This window comes from Pseudomonas sp. B424, assembly GCF_055408345.1.
On the sequence record NZ_JBUZTL010000004.1, the window covers coordinates 227,882 to 245,125 of the forward strand.

Consider the following 17,244-nt stretch of genomic DNA (forward strand, 5'->3'; position numbering starts at 1 on the left):
GACCATCTGATGTAGGTACATTGCAACGTAATCGTGACTACCTCAGCCAACCCGCTTGGGAGGGCTGTGATAGATATCAGCGAACATATCGGCCATGGCTTCTTCGCTGGGTTCTTCCTGCATTTGCACACTCACTGCGCGGCTCACCAGCTGGTGACGCCGCGGCAGGTGGAGATCGTCCGGGATACGCGGGCCGTCCGTCAGGTAAGCCACCGGCAACCCGTTACTGATCGCCAGGCTCAGCACCTCACCCAGGCTCGCCGTTTCATCCAGCTTGGTCAGGATGCAACCGGCCAGCCCACAACGTTTGTAACTGAGGTAGGCCGCCGTCAGTACCTGCTTCTGACTGGTGGTGGCCAATACCAGATAATTGCGCGCCTTGATCCCGCGCCCGGCCAGGCTTTCAAGCTGCAGGCGCAACGCCGGGTCGCTGGCCTGCAGGCCGGCGGTATCCACCAGCACCACACGCTTGCGCACCAGCGGCTCGAGAGTCTGGCCCAATGACTGGCCCGGGGCCACGTGAGTCACCGGCACGTTCAAAATGCGGCCCAGGGTTTTCAATTGTTCCTGGGCACCGATACGAAAGCTGTCCATGCTCACCAGCGCGATATTCTGCGCGCCGTACTTGAGTACATAACGGGCCGCCAGCTTGGCCAGCGTAGTAGTTTTACCCATCCCCGCAGGCCCGACCATCGCGATCACGCCGCCCTCTTCCAGCGGCTCCAGCTCAGGCGTGGCAATCATCCGTGCCAGGTGCGCCAGCAGCATCCGCCAGGCCTGGCGCGGCTCTTCGATACCGGCCACTTGCGCCAGCAGATCGCGCGACAGCGGCCCGGACAGACCGATGCGCTGCAAGCGGCGCCACAGATTGGCCTGCGCCGGCTTGGCATCCTGTAACTGGCTCCAGGCCAGCGAGCCCAGCTGTACTTCGAGCAACTCGCGCAGGCCATTGAGTTCGTGACGCATATTGTCGAATGCGCGCTGATCAATTGTCGGCGTGGCCACCGGCGCAGGGCGCGGCGGTTCTTCAAGGGTCGGCTCGATCAACGGCTCGGCAGCGGTCAGCGGCAAACCGGCAAACAGCTGACGGTTATCGCCCGCCTCGCCTTCGCCGCGCAGGCTCAGCTCGGCCTGGGCCGAGACGATCCGCGACTGGGTCTTGCGCAGTTCTTCTTCAAGCTCAATGTTCGGCACCCGGGGTGCCAGCGCGGACAACTTGTAGTCCAGGGCCGCGGTCAACTCAACGCCCCCGGCAATCCGGCGGTTGCCAATAATGGCGGCGTCAGCCCCCAGCTCATCACGAATCAGCTTCATGGCCTGACGCATATCGGCGGCAAAAAATCGCTTCACTTGCATAAACCAAACCCTCAGCCGTTAGGGCCTACTGTCGCAACGATCGTGACCTGCTTGTTGTCAGGGATTTCCTGGTACGCCAGCACATGCAGGTTGGGCACCGCCAAACGGCCAAAACGCGACAGCATCGCGCGTACCGGGCCTGCCACCAACAAGATAACCGGGTTGCCTTGCATCTCCTGACGCTGAGCAGCGTCGATCAACGAGCGCTGGAGCTTCTCTGCCATGCTTGGCTCCAGCAAAACGCCCTCTTCCTGGCCTTGTCCGGCCTTCTGCAAACTATTGAGCAATATTTGTTCCAACCTTGGTTCCAAGGTGATCACAGGCAGCTCAGACTCAACACCTACAATGCTTTGCACGATGGCGCGGGACAGCCCGACGCGCACAGCGGCAACCAAAGCGGCAGTATCTTGACTCTTATGGGCATTGTTCGCGACGGCTTCGGCAATGCTGCGGATATCGCGCACCGGCACCTGCTCGGACAGCAAGGCCTGCAACACCTTGAGCAACTGCGAAAGGCTCAATACCCCCGGCACCAGTTCTTCCGCCAGCTTGGGTGAGGATTTGGCCAGCAACTGCATCAACTGCTGCACTTCTTCATGGCCGATCAGCTCATGGGAGTGCTTGTACAAAATCTGATTCAAGTGGGTCGCCACCACGGTGCTGGCGTCCACCACGGTATAGCCCAGCGATTGCGCCTGGCTGCGCTGGCTGACTTCAATCCACACCGCCTCCAGACCAAAGGCCGGGTCTTTGGTGGTGATGCCGTTCAACGTGCCGAACACCTGCCCCGGGTTGATCGCCATTTCGCGATCCGGGTAGATCTCGGCCTCGGCCAGAATCACCCCCATCAAGGTCAGACGATAGGCGCTGGGGGCCAGGTCGAGGTTGTCTCGGATATGCACGGTAGGCATCAGAAAGCCCAGGTCCTGGGACAGTTTTTTACGCACGCCCTTGATCCGCGCCAGCAATTGGCCACCCTGGTTGCGGTCCACCAGCGGGATCAGCCGGTAGCCGACCTCCAGCCCGATCATGTCGATGGGTGTCACGTCATCCCAGCCCAGCTCCTTGGTCTCCTGGGCGCGGGCCGGGGACGGCAGCAGCTCCTGTTGGCGCTGCACCTCTTGCAGGGCCTGGACCTTGACCACGTTGTGTTTTTTCCACATCAGGTAGGCCACGCCACCGGCGACTGCGGCCATGCTCAGGAAGGAGAAGTGCGGCATGCCCGGCACGATGCCCATGACTGCCATCAACCCCGCCGCTACCGCCAGCGCCTTGGGTGAGGCGAACATCTGACGATTGATCTGCTTGCCCATGTCTTCGGAACCCGAGGCACGGGTCACCATGATCGCGGCAGCGGTGGACAGCAGCAGGGATGGCAACTGCGCCACCAAACCGTCACCGATGGTCAGCAAGGCATAGACCTTGCCGGCTTCGCTGAACGCCATCCCGTGCTGAAAGATACCTACGGCCATGCCGCCGATCAGGTTGATAAACAGAATCAACAGGCCGGCGATGGCGTCACCGCGCACAAATTTGCTGGCACCGTCCATCGAGCCGTAGAACTCGGCCTCCTGGGCGACTTCCTGGCGGCGCATCTTGGCCTGGTTCTGGTCGATCAGGCCGGCGTTGAGGTCCGCGTCGATGGCCATTTGTTTACCGGGCATGGCGTCGAGGGTGAAACGTGCACTCACCTCGGAAATCCGCCCGGCACCTTTGGTCACTACCACGAAGTTGATGATCATCAAAATCGCAAAGACCACGATACCGACCACGTAGTTGCCGCCGATCACCACCTCGCCGAAGGCCTGGATCACCTTGCCTGCGGCAGCGTGGCCATCATGACCGTGGAGCATCACCACTCGGGTGGAGGCCACGTTCAGCGCCAGGCGCATCAGGGTCGCGACCAGCAAAATGGTGGGGAATACCGCAAAATCCAATGGGCGCAGCGCGTAGACGCAGACCAGGAGCACCACAATTGATAGCGCGATGTTGAAGGTGAAGAACACATCCAGCAGAAAAGGTGGAATGGGCAACATCATCATTGCCAGCATCACCAACAGCAACAGCGGCACGCCCAGCTGCCCCTGACCCAAACCGGCCAGACCGCTGCGTGCGGTGTTGATTAACTGAGAGCGATCCAAAGACATTGCGGCAAACCTTTAGCAAACTTTTGACGCCAGATGCGCCGTAGAGCCTGCCTGTGCAAGAACCCTTCCAACTTTGGCCAATGGCCATATCAGAATAAAAAGCCCCTCTCGATTTAAACGACTGGGGCTTCTGTGGGAGCGAGCCTGCTCGCGAAGCGCGTAAACCCTGATGTGTGTTTACTCGATGATCGCAATCTTGTTGAGACCTTCGCGAGCAGGCTCGCTCCCACAGTTGAGGTCACGTAAACCTCAAGGGCTGTATCGAGCCTGGTTTTTTGTGCTCAGGGCACGCTCATTACCAGCGTGGCACTCGCCGTGAAAGGCCCGGCGGCAGGTAGGCTGCCGGGTTTGCGAAAAAGCGTAAACAACACCGTGTCGCTGCCTGAGCTGTTGCTTATTCTGGTCCTGAAAGAACCTCCCGGAGCGACTAATGCACTGAGACGATGCATACCAGCGGCAAGATTAGGGTTAGTGGTGACAAGGGCACTTGAGTTAAACGAAGAGGCAGTCCCCGCCAGCTTGATATCTATGGGGGAGCTAATACCCAAATCAGGACATGAATAATTCAGAACGACACTTCGCCTGTAGGGTGTACCGGCAGGCATATCCCCCCCGACCGCAAGGGGGTCCACCGAACCGAAGTCTACATTAATTGGGTTGTTATTATTAATCGTGCACGTTGACGGGCTCATATTGAGCGAATTGCTCGCAAAAACATTGACAATCGTGGTGAACTCCTTGACAAGCGAACCGAACGAATAGCTGCGAAAACTTAAATGAAGTACAGCGATCATCGTCCCTGATTTGATATCAATGTATTTTCCAGGTGTTGTGGTAATGTTTAGATAGGGTCGGCCCGCCACACTTACCTGAGGCTCCGCTCCCTGCACCGAGAGGACAATACCGGCCCTCACAGGTATCGGATGATAAACACCTCCCCCCGTACTCAAGCCGCCATTGAGATGGCTGTATTGCGGAAGCAACCTGACGGCATCGGGATAGGTCACTATAGTTTGCGAGGAGTTATAGGGCCAATACGTTGGCAACCCATGCCGGCAGTCCATCGTATAACCATCCAGCACGATTTTTCCCAGGCTCAAGTTTGCTTTAACATTGACATAAACATTAAACCCTTTCGTCTCCGCATCGAACCAGTTACCGCCATTCACTCTGCACTCTGTTGCGCCGGCAATTTGAATCAGCAGCAATAACATCAGTCCAATTATATATTTCATACCAATCTCTTCTATAGAAAACAGCACTACAAAAGTGGCGCCGCTTTAAGGGTAGTCCAATGTAAAGGTCGAAATAGCAGTGAAGGTTCCGGCCGTTATTGATTTATTGGCAATGGCCTGTGGCTCCGCTTTAATAAATGCCTTGAACGCAATTACATTGTTGCCATTACTTAATACCTGCTTGTCGCTGACCATATTCAACGGCAACGGTTTATCCGTGAGCGTTTCCAGCCCGATCGCTACCCCTTGGTCACCGGCGCCGTTCAGCGCCAGAAAGCCCGGCAGCTGGGTGCTCTCATTGCCACTGAAGGTGGTCGTCACAGAGTTACTGATACCTGTGTCGCAATCTTCAAGGTTGATCTGAAAAGTTTTACCCACTGTACGGGTATAAAGATAAAGATCTGCGTTAGTGACCGCCCCCAGATCAATCGCCAACGCCTCGTCGCCAGCCTTGATATTGCAGGCTGCTGTAACCAGTGCTCCCTTGAGCGTCAGGTTGCTCGCCGCTACCTCATCATCCGGCAGCATAAAGACCGCACCCAGCAGCAGCGCGATCACTGCAGGTTGCCAACGCTTGCTTATGCTCTCGGCTCGCATGGAGTGCCCTCCTCACTCGTAAAAAGCCAGCAGTACTGCTGTGGCCGTAAAATTGCCTTCACGTAGCGTGGAGCCTGGCATCTTGACCGGAACTACCTCCAGCACCGGTGGACTTGACAGGCTAATCGAATGCTTTGTATTGAGCGCAAATGCCAAGTTATTTCGCAGTACCTTGATGCCAAGGTCCGCGACACTGGACTGCACGGCTGACGAATCAAAACTCGTTGCCGTACCCGTCACCATCAAATTCAGCCCCCACGGCAGAGTGCTGGCATTGCAAGTAATGGTGTAATTCAACCCTTTGCGGTGCTTGACCCCATCGACATTTTTGACACTTATTTCACCAAAGTCGACAGCAATAGTGGCACCACTGTTTATGGTGCAGGGCGGCGGCTCTACCAGGGTGCCACTGAACGTGAGGTTGGCCATTGCGTTACCGCCAAAGCCAAGGGTGCACACCGCAAAAATTGCGAATCGTTGCTTGAATCTCATCAATTTTTCCCTCTTATCGCAGTGCAACCACTAATGTAGCCGAGGCAGAAAATGTCCCACCCGTGAGGGTGCTGCCGGTTTTTTTAACCAGCACCGCCTTCACATCGGGCAAGTTGGGGTAGGTAAAATTCACGGTTGTGTTGAGGGGCCAGGCAGCTCCTCCCACCAAAAGCCTGATGCCGAGATTACTTTTACTGGTACCCAAGGCCGAACTGTCAAACCCGGCGCCGGTTCCGGTTAATTTCAGGGTCATGAAGTTGGTTGGCTGCGGCCCGCATGTCACGGTGTAGGGCACTGGTTTGCTGTAATTAACGCCGTTGATCCGAGTGGTCAGAAGGCCGGTTCCAAAAGGTATGTTCAACGTGCCCGCTGCGTTGACAACGCAGGGTGGAGGCATAAGGACAACCCCCTTGATTTTCACACTGACGTCCCCAAAGGCACCCTGACAGCAGATCAACAATAGGCCGCCCAAGGCGCTTACTGCCCGCCAATGTTTTGACACATTCATCGTTCCACCCTCATTCATAGGCAAGTCTGAAATCAACGGCCGCCCGAAAGGCGCCATTGCTCAGCGCAGCCGAAGTGCGCACTGGCTGGACGTGCCAGGTCAGGGTGTCGCTCCCATGTTGCAGAAACAAAGGCTCACCGCGACTGCCCAGGCCTGCGTCCCGCCCAAGGGCATCGGTCAGGAGCAGGCCCATTCCAGTAATACCCTGCACCTTGACCAGCCGTGGATTATCAGCATCGGCTGGCGCCACAAAGGCAACCGACACCACAGGCTGATAGGCACTCCACACCAGATTGCCCGTGCGCTCACTCTGAATGCTGCCCGAAGCACGCTGGCAGTCGACAAAGCGCAATTGAAAAGCAACCGGTGTTGCTTGATCGCCGGGGCGCAACAACTGGCTGCCAGACACACTTCCCAGGTCTACATCCTGATAGGCCGATGTCATGTCCAGGGCACAGGGGGAGTTGTGCAATGAGCCCGAAACATCCAGGACTCCACTCATGCCATCGACCGCCCCGGCCCAAGCCTGCTGGGTACTAAACGCCAGTAACAGGCAACTCAGGGCCGTGACCGTGCAAGACCGCAGCGCGTTACTCATTGACCGAGGACGCAGCCACGTCCACCTTGCAGAGGTTGGCATCACAACTGAAAACCAGGGTCGGGCGACCGCCGTAATCATTCACATAGGTCAATCTGGGTTTAGTGCCGAGTGCAGCAACACTCCCCCCCAGCATCAACGAGTTTTTTGGCGACAGCATGAGGGGCTCGAAATCCGAGGCGGTTTCCGCGTCTTTACTGCGACGGGCATCGACCAGCGTGATGTAGTACGGGGTGGGGTTGTTTACTTGGTAGTGTTCACCCACGCGGGTGAGGGTCAGTTCTTGCTGCCAGGGGGCAGACCGCTCCTGCCGACCCTGAACTAACGTGGCAGGGCGGTAAAACAATTTGATCCGGGTCTGCAGAGCAATTTGCAGGCTGTTGGCCTTGTCACTGCGGGGCGGAATTTCCCGCAGGTTGAAGTAATACACCGTCTCTCGATCCTGAGGGAGCCCATTGATTGCGGGCAACGACTGGACTTTGACCTGGCTTTTTTTACCCGGCTCCAGACGCTGGACAGGTGGGAGCACGATCAGAGGGGAAGTGATCTTGTTGCCCTGCTCATCTTCTATCCAGCCCTGGGCCAAGTACGGCAGCTGTGTGTTGTTGTTGGTGATATTCATGCTGACGGCCTCTTTGCTGCCATCAAACACGACTCGCGTTCGATCCAGGCCAATGGCTGCATTGGCATTGTTGATCGAGCACATAGCCAGAAAGGCAGAAGCCGAAATTACAAAACTGAATTTCTTGTTCATGAGGGATTTATCTCTGTATCAGTAAGCCGGATCCGCGATGCTGATGCGGGTGAAGCGTTATCGGGTATTACACCCTGGCAGGGTAGATCCAGAGCAGTGGCCAACCCGTCGGCCGGTAAACTGGCAGGCATTACCAGAGTGCAACGCTCCATCCCCCCCCAAGAGACAATCATTTTCTCCCCGGGCCGAATGCCGCTTAGATAGACACTGCCGCCGTCATTGACGATGCCCGTTTCCTGCTGTTTTTCATTCTTCACCGTGCCACCGAACGGCGGCACGCTGCCATCAGGCAGGCGCAGCACTGCCATGGCTTTGAGGCCGGCAACCACATCCAGGGTGCGGTAACCGATGGCACCTTCAGTCAGGGTCAACTGGGTCACGGACTGAGTCGCCTCGACATTTGGCGGCAAGCTCTCAAGGTCAACACTGGCCGCAGTGCGCAAGTAACTGTTGACGTCAGAGACCACAGCTTTACCGAAGGCATTGCTGCTCGTTGGGCTGCCATAACCACGGATCGGCACTCCTGGGACTCCGCTTGTATCGACCATCAATCGAGTACCGCCCATGCCAGAACTTCGATGCCCCGCCCCCCCGTACTGGGTAAGTGTGGCGCCGCCACGCGCAGACATGCTGAGGCTGGTGCGGTTGTTTTCCTGCAGACTGGCACTCAGAGACAGATCCGCATGATCGGCGGTATGGCTCAGATAACCACCGACGGAGCTGTTACTTGCAGTCAGTTGAAAATGGTTGCGCTCATCCAGTTGGTCACTGAAACGTGCCGAATAAGTGTTTTTATTCTGCGAGCTATTGGCGCTCGTAGTTAAAGTGCCAGATCTACCAAGAGGCATCGTGAGCGAAAGAAACATCCCGGTATTATTACTTTGCGTTCCGGTGCGCTGGTTTCGTTCCTGATTTTGAAACATGTTCAATGAAAAACTCATGTGTTTGACCGACCCCATATTGAAAAAACGAGCCAGGGACAGGTTCCAGCGCTGGCTGCTCGGGCGGTCCCAATAGGACTGATCGGTGTAGGTCAAGTAAGCGGAGAGTCCGACATCGCGAAAATGCTTGTTGAACGTCGCGGTATAGAGCGATTTGCTGCCCCCCACCGGCCCGCCGTAGCGCCGCGCATCCAGGTATTCGCTCATGCTCAAGTAGTTTTTCTCGGAAAACCGGTACCCCGCGAAGGTGACTTGACTGTCGTATTCTTCGAAGTTTTTCGAGTAGCTCAGGCGGTAGGAGGCGCCAGATAACGTGTCGTCCTGCAGAGTGGTGTTGGCTCGCGAAACATCGAATGCAAGCGCACCAAAGGCCAGCAGATCGCGCCCTACACCGACCGATAGCGCCCTGTAGTTGTTATCGCTGATGCCCCCACCATAAATTGACCAACCGTTACTCACCCCCCAGGAAAACTCTCCCGAGCCAAAGACGCTGCCCTGCCCTCCATCATGCAAGCCGGACGGACGGCCCGTGGCCAGTTTGTAGCGCACGGTACCGGGGCGTGTCAGGTAGGGAATGCTGGACGACTCGACCTTGAACGTATTGACACTGCCATCTTGCTCTTCCACCCGCACATCCAGACTGCCGGTGACGGCATTATTGAGATCCTGAATACGATAGGGCCCGGCCGCGACCAGTGCTTCATACAGCACCCGACCCTGCTGGCTGATAGTGACCTTCGCATTGGTTTTGGCAACACCCACGACCTCGGGCGCATAGCCTCGCAAGTTGGGTGGCAACTGGCTGTCATCGGTGTTGAGTGCTACGCCGGTAAAACGAAAACTGTCGAACAGGTCCGAATACAGGTAGTTCTGCCCCAGCGTTAAACGTGACTGGATTGAAGGTAGAGCGCGATAAGTATAAAACCGACTCCACTCCAGGCTTTTACCGCGACTGGCAGTTTCATCTTCAATACGACCTTGCCAGTCAGCGCGCAACCGCCAAGGGCCCGCGTTGGCACCGAACGTACCATTACCGGTCAGGCCGGTTCGGCTGGCAGTGCTCCTCTGATTGATTGATTGCGCCGTAAGGTTGTAATCGACCAGCAGGCCGGGAACACCTTCGTCCCAACGGGAGGGCGGATCCCAGTCCTGGGCGCTGTACTCCAGATAGGCTTGCGGCAGAGAAATGTAGAGCGTGGATGTACCCAGGTCGCCGTTAACCTCCGTCCCCGCAAGGCTGCGAATATCCAAACACTCTCCACCCTTCCACCAGGCGAGTTGAGTGATCTTGCTTTTCTTCAAGCCCAGCTGTTCCGCCAGTTCGGCTGAGACACAGGCCTGACTGCCTTTCGGATCATCGTCCGGAGGATAAAAAGCGATGCGCTGTTCAGGTAGCACTAGCGTGTTTATCTGCACCTTCATCGGGTAGATACCAGGCAAGATGAAACCGCTACGCGAGAACTGCGACAAGTCAATATTGGTACGATCGCTCAGGTCGAGAATATCGGTATTGAACTGGATGTCTTCAGCAGCCGATACCTCACATGCAAGAGAGATCAAACCGCTCAACACACCCGTGCGCAGAATTGTCGTGGTAGTTGAAAAATCCCGTAGTGCAAACACCCCACACATTCAAAAATACTCCAGCCTGAATCGCAACGCTGTGCGGTGCGACCCAACAACCATGGACCGACCATTGCCCACCAGTTGCAAGGAATAACGCAGCTCTTGATCATTGCCACTCAGGGAGATAATTGGCATGGGAACGCCCGGTATGCTTTCCTGCCCTCGCCAATCGGTAATACGCAGGGCCAAACCGCTCGCAGTACCCAATGCCGCAAAGTAACGCCCTCCACTGTCAGTCACACCGTCGAAGGTCACCCTTACATGCTGCCAATAGGGCAAGTTGCTACCGGGGCGTCCGGGATCGGGGCGAGTTAACGAACACTTGATCAAGCGCAATGAAAACGCACGGGGCTCCCCCACGTTGTGACGAATAAGGCTGCCCATCGACAAAAGATCCATATCAATGACTTGATAGGCACTGTTCACATCCAATGCACAGGCAGAGTCAAGGATTTCCCCTACGAGGGTGACACGGCCACTGCCTTGATGTTCTTGTGCAACAAGCATCGTACTCAATGAACTTATTAACATACCGAGACAACCCGTCATGGCCAGCTTCGCAAGTGCGCTCACACTAGACCCCCACTTGTATGTGCCCCGCCACCAGGCAGGCTGTAGCGGGGCAAACAACTTACTTATAAGCCAAGGAGAAGTTAGTCACTGCAGAGAACTTGCCGGGGGTAATAGTGCCTGTGGCTTTACCCTTCAGAAGGGCACCAAAACTCAGGGTATTATCACCGTCCTGAAGAAGTTGCACTTTGGTTGGAGTACCCAGCGCTACAACTGTGCCCGAGCCATCGTACAGCACGATGCCCGCGCCCTTGGCATCTCCAGTAATGCCTAATGCTCCGGGCACCTCAATAGATTGGGCACCCGTGAAGGTGGCAGATACGGTTTTATCGGTAAGCGTCGAAGTAGAACACCCGACCAGCTCGATTTTAAAATTTTCGGAACTGCCTAAACCGCCCGTTTCCAACTGCGACTTGGCTATTTCACCCAATGAAATGGTCTGATCGCTATTACCAGGCTTTATGGAGCAGGCAGCCTCCAAAATCTCGCCCTCGAATGTGATAGTTCCAGACCCGGCTCCCGCCGCATGAACGACCGATGCAGAAGCAGCCAGCAACATGGATGCGAAAACTGTTTTCAATACAACGCTCATAAAAATTCTCCCATGCAAAAATATCAAACCCATCGCTATTGGAATGGGCTCCTGTATTTATTCAACCAGAGCAAAGCCAGACTTCTCCCTGCCATCACATTTCGCCCTGTAAAGAGCAGCGCAGAAGTTAGCAATCAACTATTGAAAAATATGCAGGAAATCAATTAACAATCCGCCAGACATTTACTTATCGGGCGAGAGATTGTTGCAAGCAGCATAGAAGAACACTTAAATAAATACGTAGGAATTTACTGATCACCACTACATAGCTTCGACCCAGACAACTTCAGCCATATTCTATTTCAACGAGAAGACATATCAACCATATAGTCTTATAGCTATATCTTTTATTCAATACTACTTTCAAGAAAGTTTTTAAGAACAATCAAAAACACATACTACCGGTAATCCGCCCGTTACTCATCACGCCTTAAGTCCGGTGGAATCGGCAGGTCCTTGAGCGGGTCCGGCTTTTTGCCCTGGCCCGCCTGATGCTGGCGGATCTGGTACACGTAGGCCAGTACCTGAGCCACCGCCAGGTACAACCCCGCCGGAATTTCCTGCTCCAGCTCCGTGGAGTGGTAGATCGAACGCGCCAGCGCCGGCGACTCAAGCAACAGGATGTTGTGCTTTTCACCAATCTCGCGAATCTTGAGCGCCAGAAAATCGCTGCCCTTGGCCAGCAGCATCGGCGCGCCGCCGTTTTCCGGGTCGTACTTGAGCGCCACGGCGTAGTGCGTCGGGTTGGTGATGATTACGTCAGCATCCGGGATCGCCGCCATCATCCGCCGCTGGGACATATCACGCTGCAACTGGCGAATCCGCTGTTTGACCTCGGGCCGCCCTTCCTGATCCTTGTGCTCGTCGCGCACTTCCTGCTTGGTCATCAGCAATTTCTGATGGCTTTCCCATAACTGCACCGGCACGTCCACTGCAGCGATCAGGATCAACCCGCAGGCCATCCACAAGGCACTCCACGCCACCACTTGCAGGCTGTGAATCACTGCCAGTTCCAGCGGTTCATGGGCAATACGCAGCAAGTCGTCGATATCGGACTTCAACACCAGCAAGGCCACGATCAGGATGATGAAAAACTTGGCCAGCGCTTTGAGCAGTTCGATCAGGGCCTTGGCCGAGAACATGCGCTTGATCCCGGCGGCGGGGTTCATGCGGCTGAATTTGGGGGCCAGGCTGCCAGCAGCAAAGAGCCAGCCACCCAGGGAGATCGGCCCGACCAGGGCAGCAATCAGCAAAGTAATCAACACCGGCTGCAGGGCCAGCAGCGCGATCTTGCCCGAGTGCAACAGGAAGATACCCATGGAGTCGGGGTTGAGCAGCACGTCGCGGCTCAGGCTGAAGTTGTAGCGCATCAACTCCATCAAGTCCTGCGCCAGCGCGCCGCCAAAAATCAGCAGCCCCGCAGAACCCGCCAGCATGATGGCCAAAGTATTCAGCTCTTTAGAGCGTGCGATTTCGCCCTTTTCTCTGGAGTCCTTTTTTCGCTTCTCCGTGGGGTCTTCTGTTTTATCGGCGCCGCTTTCGCTCTCTGCCATGACGGTCTATTTCGCCTGCGCCAGTTCACGTAAAAACTGCAGGGCCTCGGAGGCCAGCGGTTGATACTGGTTGAGAATGTCCGCCATGCCGATCCACAGGATCACCATACCCAGCACCAGGGTCAGCGGGAAACCGATGGCGAAGATGTTCAGTTGCGGCGCGGCGCGGGTCATCACGCCAAAGGCGATATTGACCACCAGCAGCGCAGTAATGGCCGGCAGCACCAGCAGCAGCGCGGCGCCCAGTACCCAGCCCAGCTTGTTGGCAATTTCCCAGTAATGATTGGTCAGCAACCCGCCGCCCACCGGCAAGGTGGTGAAGCTCTCGGTGAGCACCTCAAACACCACCAAATGACCATTCATCGACAAGAACAGCAAGGTCACCAACATGGTGAAGAACTGCCCGATCACCGCCACGTTGACCCCGTTGGCCGGGTCGACCATGGACGCAAACCCCATACCCATCTGGATCGCAACGATCTGCCCGGCCACCACGAATGCCTGGAAAAACAGCTGCAGCGAAAACCCCAGCAGCGCGCCGATGATGATTTGCTCGGCAATCAGCATCAGGCCGCTCAAGTCCAGCGGGTTGACGGTGGGCAACGGCGGCAGACTGGGCATGATCGCCAGGGTAATCGCCAACGACAGGAACAACTTGATGCGCTTGGGCACCAAGGTCGTGCCGATGATCGGCATGGTGGTCAACAGCGCGCCCACCCGGAACAACGGCAGCATAAAGCTGGCGACCCAGGTACTGATCTGCGCGTCTGTCAGAGCGAGCAGCGACATTTAGCCGATCAACTGCGGAATGCTGCCGTACAACTGCAGGATGTATTCCATAAAGGTCTGCACCAGCCACGGCCCCGCCACGATCAAGGTGACCAGCATCACCAGCAAACGCGGGAGGAAGCTCAGGGTTTGTTCATTGATCTGGGTGGCGGCCTGGAACATCGCCACCAGCAGCCCCACCAGCAAACTGGGGATCACCAGCACCGCGACCATGATCGTGGTCAGCCACAACGCACTGCGAAACAGGTCAACCGCAACTTCTGGGGTCATGGCTCAGACTCCGCCGAAACTGCTGGCCAGCGTGCCGATAATCAGCGCCCAGCCATCCACCAGCACGAACAGCATGATTTTGAACGGCAGCGAGATGATCAGCGGCGACAGCATCATCATGCCCATGGCCATCAACACACTGGCGACGACCAGGTCGATGATCAAAAACGGGATGAAGATCATGAAGCCGATCTGAAACGCGGTTTTAAGCTCCGAGGTGACAAACGCCGGGACCAGAATGGTCAGGGGCGCAGCATCCGGGGTAGCGATGTCGGTGCGCTTGGACAGGCGCATAAACAGCTCAAGGTCGCTGCTGCGGGTTTGCGCCAGCATAAAGTCCTTGATGGGCACTTCGGCCTTGAGAATCGCGTCCTGGGCCGAGAGTTTCTCCGCAAGGTAGGGCTGCAAGGCGTCCTGGTTCACCCGGTCGAACACCGGCGCCATGATGAACATGGTCAGGAACAGCGCCATGCCGGTCAGGATCTGGTTCGACGGAGTTTGCTGCAACCCCAGCGCCTGACGCAGGATCGAGAACACGATGATGATCCGCGTAAAGCTGGTCATCAGCATCACGAACGCCGGGATAAAGCTCAGCGCGGTCATGATCAGCAAGATTTGCAGGCTGACTGAATATTCCTGCTGGCCGTTGGCCCCGGTCCCCAGCGTGATGGCCGGGATCGACAGCGGGTCAGCCCCTAACGCCAATGGCGCGACCAGCGCCAACAACAGCGCGACAACTAAACGCATTACGGCTTGTCCTTTTGCTGACCCAATATTTCCATTAATCGCTTGGCAAATTCGGGGGTTGCCGGCTGCGCAGAACCCGGCACTTGCACCGGCTCCTTGAGCACATGCAACGGGGTGATGCGGCCCGGCGTGAGGCCAAGCAGGATCTGCTCGTTGCCGACTTGCACCAGCACCAGCCGATCACGCGCGCCCAGGGCCCGTGAGCTGATCAGTTCGATCACCTGCCCCTGGCGCGGCCCGGTCTGTTGCACCCGGCGCAGCAGCCAGGCCAGGGCAAAAATCAGCCCCAGCACCAGCAGCAAGCCCAGCACCAGCTGAGTCAATTGCCCGCCGATGCTGCTACCGACAACCGGCGCAGCGGCCGCCGTGGCGCTGGCCAGTGGCTCAGCCGCCAGCACGCTGACAGGGAACGCGAGTAAACCGCCGAGAACCCGCTTCACTTAGCGCAGCTTCTTGATGCGTTCGCTTGGGCTGATCACGTCAGTCAGGCGGATGCCGAACTTCTCGTTGACCACCACCACTTCGCCGTGAGCAATCAGGGTGCCGTTCACCAGCACGTCCAGTGGCTCTCCGGCCAGGCGATCAAGCTCGATCACCGAGCCCTGGTTGAGTTGCAGCAGGTTACGGATATTGATGTCGGTACTGCCCACTTCCATGGAAATCGACACCGGAATATCCAGAATTACGTCCAGGTTGGGACCATCCAGCGTGACCGGCTGGTTATTGCGCTGCACGCTGGCGAACTCTTCCATCGCCAGACGGTTGGAGGTCGGTTTGGTTGCCGCATCGGCAGCCAGCAACGCGTCGATATCTGCCTGCCCAACATCGCCGGTTTCTTCCAGCGCGGCGGCCCATTCATCAGCCAGCGCCTGGTCTGCAGCAGTTGTATCGTGTTCGTTAGCCATGGGATGTCCTCGGCGGGCAATCAATCATTAGATTCGTGTGGAGCGGCTTAACGCCGACCGATGGGTTCAACAACCTGCAAGGCCAGATTGCCCTTGTGCGAGCCCAGTTTGACCTTGAACGAGGGCACGCCATTGGCGCGCATCACCAGCTCGTCTTCCAGCTCAATCGGGATCACGTCACCGGGCTGCATGTGCAAGATATCCCGCAGGCGCAATTGGCGCCGGGCCACCGTGGCACTGAGCGGCACGCTGACATCAAGCACGTCTTCGCGCAGGGCTTTGCTCCAGCGCTCGTCCTGATCGTCGAGGTCGGACTGGAAACCGGCATCGAGCATTTCCCGTACCGGCTCGATCATCGAATACGGCATGGTCACGTGCAGGTCGCCGCCACCGCCGTCGAGTTCGATGTGAAAGGTGGACACCACAACGGCTTCGCTGGGGCCTACGATGTTGGCCATGGCCGGGTTCACTTCCGAGTTGATGTACTCGAAGTTGACTTCCATGATCGCCTGCCAGGCTTCCTTCAAGTCGATGAAGGCCTGCTCCAGCACCATGCGCACCACCCGCAATTCGGTGGGGGTGAATTCACGGCCTTCGATCTTGGCGTGGCGGCCGTCGCCGCCAAAGAAGTTGTCCACCAGCTTGAACACCAGCTTGGCATCGAGGATAAACAGCGCCGTGCCGCGCAACGGCTTGATCTTGACCAGGTTGAGGCTGGTGGGCACGTACAGCGAATGCACGTACTCGCCGAATTTCATCACCTGAACCCCGCCCACGGCCACGTCTGCCGAGCGGCGCAGCAGGTTGAACATGCTGATGCGGGTATAGCGGGCGAAACGTTCGTTGATCATCTCCAGGGTCGGCATGCGCCCCCGGACAATGCGGTCCTGACTGGTCAGGTCGTAGCTTTTGACACTGCCGGGCTCGGCAGCTGTTTCGGCCTGTACCAGACCGTCATCGACGCCATGCAACAGCGCGTCGATCTCATCCTGGGACAGCAGGTCTTGCACGGCCATGTCGTGATCCTACTGCAATACGAAGTTAGTAAAGAGCACCTGATCGATAACCACTTTGCCGAGTTCTTTTTGCGCAACTTCCTGCACGCTGGCAGTGGCTTTCTGGCGCAGTATTTCCTGACCCACCGGTGTGGCCAGATCGTCGAAAACCTGCCCGGAGAACAGCATCACCAGGTTGTTGCGGATCACCGGCATATGCACTTTCAGTGCCTTGAGATCCTCGGGATTGCGCGCTTGCAAGGTCATGGTCACTTGCATGTAACGCTGGCGGCCATTGGCGCTGTAATTGACCACGAAGGCCGGGGCCATGGGCTCATAGATAGCGGGCAGTTTGACGCTGGCATCTGCCTCGGGCACAGGCTCGCTCTTGGGGCTGTGCATGAAATACCAGGTGGCGCCCACGGACAGGCCAATCGCCAGCAGCACAGCCACGGCGATCAGGATAATCAGCTTGAGTTTGCCTTTGCCGGCGGGTTCATCTACTGCGTCGCTCGTCGCCATGCCAATAATCCGTCACTATTTGGTTTTCACAGGTGCTGGAGTTGGCA

Annotated in this window: 19 protein-coding genes; all 19 read right to left on the reverse strand. The window is 56.9% G+C overall.

Features of this window, described 5'->3' with window-relative positions; all coding sequences use genetic code 11:
- Positions 1 to 42: 42 nt before the first annotated feature.
- On the reverse strand, positions 43 to 1,356 hold the full coding sequence (gene flhF / locus ACZRMS_RS07830) for a flagellar biosynthesis protein FlhF (RefSeq protein WP_463994838.1): 1,314 nt from the start codon (positions 1,354 to 1,356) through the stop codon (positions 43 to 45).
- An 11-nt stretch (positions 1,357 to 1,367) separates the two neighbouring features.
- A complete protein-coding gene (gene flhA, locus ACZRMS_RS07835; protein WP_463994899.1) occupies positions 1,368 to 3,497 on the reverse strand; it encodes a flagellar biosynthesis protein FlhA in 2,130 nt (709 codons plus the stop codon).
- Positions 3,498 to 3,784: 287 nt separating this feature from the next.
- Complete coding sequence (locus ACZRMS_RS07840) at positions 3,785 to 4,738, reverse strand: fimbrial protein (protein WP_463994839.1); 954 nt, start codon at positions 4,736 to 4,738, stop codon at positions 3,785 to 3,787.
- A gap of 45 nt (positions 4,739 to 4,783) precedes the next feature.
- The gene (locus tag ACZRMS_RS07845) at positions 4,784 to 5,335 is read right to left on the reverse strand and encodes a fimbrial protein (protein ID WP_463994840.1); all 552 of its coding nucleotides are present in this window, start codon (positions 5,333 to 5,335) and stop codon (positions 4,784 to 4,786) included.
- Positions 5,336 to 5,347: 12 nt separating this feature from the next.
- Positions 5,348 to 5,827, reverse strand: a complete 480-nt coding sequence (locus ACZRMS_RS07850; RefSeq protein ID WP_463994841.1) for a fimbrial protein — start codon at positions 5,825 to 5,827, stop codon at positions 5,348 to 5,350.
- Positions 5,828 to 5,840: 13 nt separating this feature from the next.
- The gene (locus tag ACZRMS_RS07855) at positions 5,841 to 6,335 is read right to left on the reverse strand and encodes a fimbrial protein (RefSeq protein ID WP_463994842.1); all 495 of its coding nucleotides are present in this window, start codon (positions 6,333 to 6,335) and stop codon (positions 5,841 to 5,843) included.
- Between the two features lie 10 nt (positions 6,336 to 6,345).
- Entirely contained in the window at positions 6,346 to 6,837 is a 492-nt protein-coding gene (locus tag ACZRMS_RS07860; protein ID WP_463994843.1) for a fimbrial protein, read from the reverse strand.
- An 88-nt stretch (positions 6,838 to 6,925) separates the two neighbouring features.
- Positions 6,926 to 7,687 carry a fimbria/pilus periplasmic chaperone gene (locus tag ACZRMS_RS07865; protein WP_463994844.1) on the reverse strand — a complete coding sequence of 254 codons (762 nt, stop codon included), beginning with the start codon at positions 7,685 to 7,687 and terminating at the stop codon, positions 6,926 to 6,928.
- Positions 7,684 to 10,260, reverse strand: a complete 2,577-nt coding sequence (locus tag ACZRMS_RS07870; RefSeq protein WP_463994845.1) for an outer membrane usher protein — start codon at positions 10,258 to 10,260, stop codon at positions 7,684 to 7,686. Before ACZRMS_RS07870 ends, ACZRMS_RS07865 begins: the two co-directional genes overlap by 4 nt.
- The gene (locus ACZRMS_RS07875; protein WP_463994846.1) at positions 10,261 to 10,761 is read right to left on the reverse strand and encodes a fimbrial protein; all 501 of its coding nucleotides are present in this window, start codon (positions 10,759 to 10,761) and stop codon (positions 10,261 to 10,263) included.
- A gap of 124 nt (positions 10,762 to 10,885) precedes the next feature.
- Positions 10,886 to 11,416 carry a fimbrial protein gene (locus ACZRMS_RS07880; RefSeq protein ID WP_463994847.1) on the reverse strand — a complete coding sequence of 177 codons (531 nt, stop codon included), beginning with the start codon at positions 11,414 to 11,416 and terminating at the stop codon, positions 10,886 to 10,888.
- Positions 11,417 to 11,832: 416 nt separating this feature from the next.
- The gene (flhB, locus tag ACZRMS_RS07885) at positions 11,833 to 12,969 is read right to left on the reverse strand and encodes a flagellar biosynthesis protein FlhB (protein WP_463994848.1); all 1,137 of its coding nucleotides are present in this window, start codon (positions 12,967 to 12,969) and stop codon (positions 11,833 to 11,835) included.
- Positions 12,970 to 12,975: 6 nt separating this feature from the next.
- Positions 12,976 to 13,758, reverse strand: coding sequence for a flagellar biosynthetic protein FliR (gene fliR / locus ACZRMS_RS07890; RefSeq protein WP_048360767.1), 783 nt, complete (start codon positions 13,756 to 13,758; stop codon positions 12,976 to 12,978).
- Positions 13,759 to 14,028, reverse strand: coding sequence for a flagellar biosynthesis protein FliQ (fliQ, locus tag ACZRMS_RS07895; protein ID WP_314481530.1), 270 nt, complete (start codon positions 14,026 to 14,028; stop codon positions 13,759 to 13,761).
- A 3-nt stretch (positions 14,029 to 14,031) separates the two neighbouring features.
- Positions 14,032 to 14,775, reverse strand: a complete 744-nt coding sequence (gene fliP / locus ACZRMS_RS07900) for a flagellar type III secretion system pore protein FliP (protein ID WP_048360765.1) — start codon at positions 14,773 to 14,775, stop codon at positions 14,032 to 14,034.
- Positions 14,775 to 15,215, reverse strand: coding sequence for a flagellar biosynthetic protein FliO (fliO, locus tag ACZRMS_RS07905; RefSeq protein WP_463994849.1), 441 nt, complete (start codon positions 15,213 to 15,215; stop codon positions 14,775 to 14,777). The genes fliP and fliO overlap by 1 nt, the downstream gene beginning before the upstream one ends.
- Complete coding sequence (fliN, locus tag ACZRMS_RS07910) at positions 15,216 to 15,680, reverse strand: flagellar motor switch protein FliN (protein ID WP_463994850.1); 465 nt, start codon at positions 15,678 to 15,680, stop codon at positions 15,216 to 15,218. It lies immediately after the preceding gene.
- Between the two features lie 47 nt (positions 15,681 to 15,727).
- Positions 15,728 to 16,696 carry a flagellar motor switch protein FliM gene (gene fliM / locus ACZRMS_RS07915; protein WP_463994851.1) on the reverse strand — a complete coding sequence of 323 codons (969 nt, stop codon included), beginning with the start codon at positions 16,694 to 16,696 and terminating at the stop codon, positions 15,728 to 15,730.
- Between the two features lie 9 nt (positions 16,697 to 16,705).
- Positions 16,706 to 17,197, reverse strand: coding sequence for a flagellar basal body-associated protein FliL (gene fliL, locus ACZRMS_RS07920; protein ID WP_463994852.1), 492 nt, complete (start codon positions 17,195 to 17,197; stop codon positions 16,706 to 16,708).
- Positions 17,198 to 17,244 lie beyond the last annotated feature (47 nt).

Bases quoted from the DNA above. Each gene is read 5' to 3' on its own strand.
- flhF (WP_463994838.1), bottom strand. From the start codon at position 1,356: ATGCAAGTGAAGCGATTTTTTGCCGCCGATATGCGTCAGGCCATGAAG.
- ACZRMS_RS07840 (WP_463994839.1), bottom strand. From the start codon at position 4,738: ATGAAATATATAATTGGACTGATGTTATTGCTGCTGATTCAAATTGCC.
- ACZRMS_RS07845 (WP_463994840.1), bottom strand. From the start codon at position 5,335: ATGCGAGCCGAGAGCATAAGCAAGCGTTGGCAACCTGCAGTGATCGCG.
- ACZRMS_RS07850 (WP_463994841.1), bottom strand. From the start codon at position 5,827: ATGAGATTCAAGCAACGATTCGCAATTTTTGCGGTGTGCACCCTTGGC.
- ACZRMS_RS07855 (WP_463994842.1), bottom strand. From the start codon at position 6,335: ATGAATGTGTCAAAACATTGGCGGGCAGTAAGCGCCTTGGGCGGCCTA.
- ACZRMS_RS07860 (WP_463994843.1), bottom strand. From the start codon at position 6,837: ATGAGTGGAGTCCTGGATGTTTCGGGCTCATTGCACAACTCCCCCTGT.
- ACZRMS_RS07865 (WP_463994844.1), bottom strand. From the start codon at position 7,687: ATGAACAAGAAATTCAGTTTTGTAATTTCGGCTTCTGCCTTTCTGGCT.
- ACZRMS_RS07870 (WP_463994845.1), bottom strand. From the start codon at position 10,260: ATGTGTGGGGTGTTTGCACTACGGGATTTTTCAACTACCACGACAATT.
- ACZRMS_RS07875 (WP_463994846.1), bottom strand. From the start codon at position 10,761: ATGCTTGTTGCACAAGAACATCAAGGCAGTGGCCGTGTCACCCTCGTA.
- ACZRMS_RS07880 (WP_463994847.1), bottom strand. From the start codon at position 11,416: ATGAGCGTTGTATTGAAAACAGTTTTCGCATCCATGTTGCTGGCTGCT.
- flhB (WP_463994848.1), bottom strand. From the start codon at position 12,969: ATGGCAGAGAGCGAAAGCGGCGCCGATAAAACAGAAGACCCCACGGAG.
- fliR (WP_048360767.1), bottom strand. From the start codon at position 13,758: ATGTCGCTGCTCGCTCTGACAGACGCGCAGATCAGTACCTGGGTCGCC.
- fliQ (WP_314481530.1), bottom strand. From the start codon at position 14,028: ATGACCCCAGAAGTTGCGGTTGACCTGTTTCGCAGTGCGTTGTGGCTG.
- fliP (WP_048360765.1), bottom strand. From the start codon at position 14,775: ATGCGTTTAGTTGTCGCGCTGTTGTTGGCGCTGGTCGCGCCATTGGCG.
- fliN (WP_463994850.1), bottom strand. From the start codon at position 15,680: ATGGCTAACGAACACGATACAACTGCTGCAGACCAGGCGCTGGCTGAT.
- fliM (WP_463994851.1), bottom strand. From the start codon at position 16,696: ATGGCCGTGCAAGACCTGCTGTCCCAGGATGAGATCGACGCGCTGTTG.
- fliL (WP_463994852.1), bottom strand. From the start codon at position 17,197: ATGGCGACGAGCGACGCAGTAGATGAACCCGCCGGCAAAGGCAAACTC.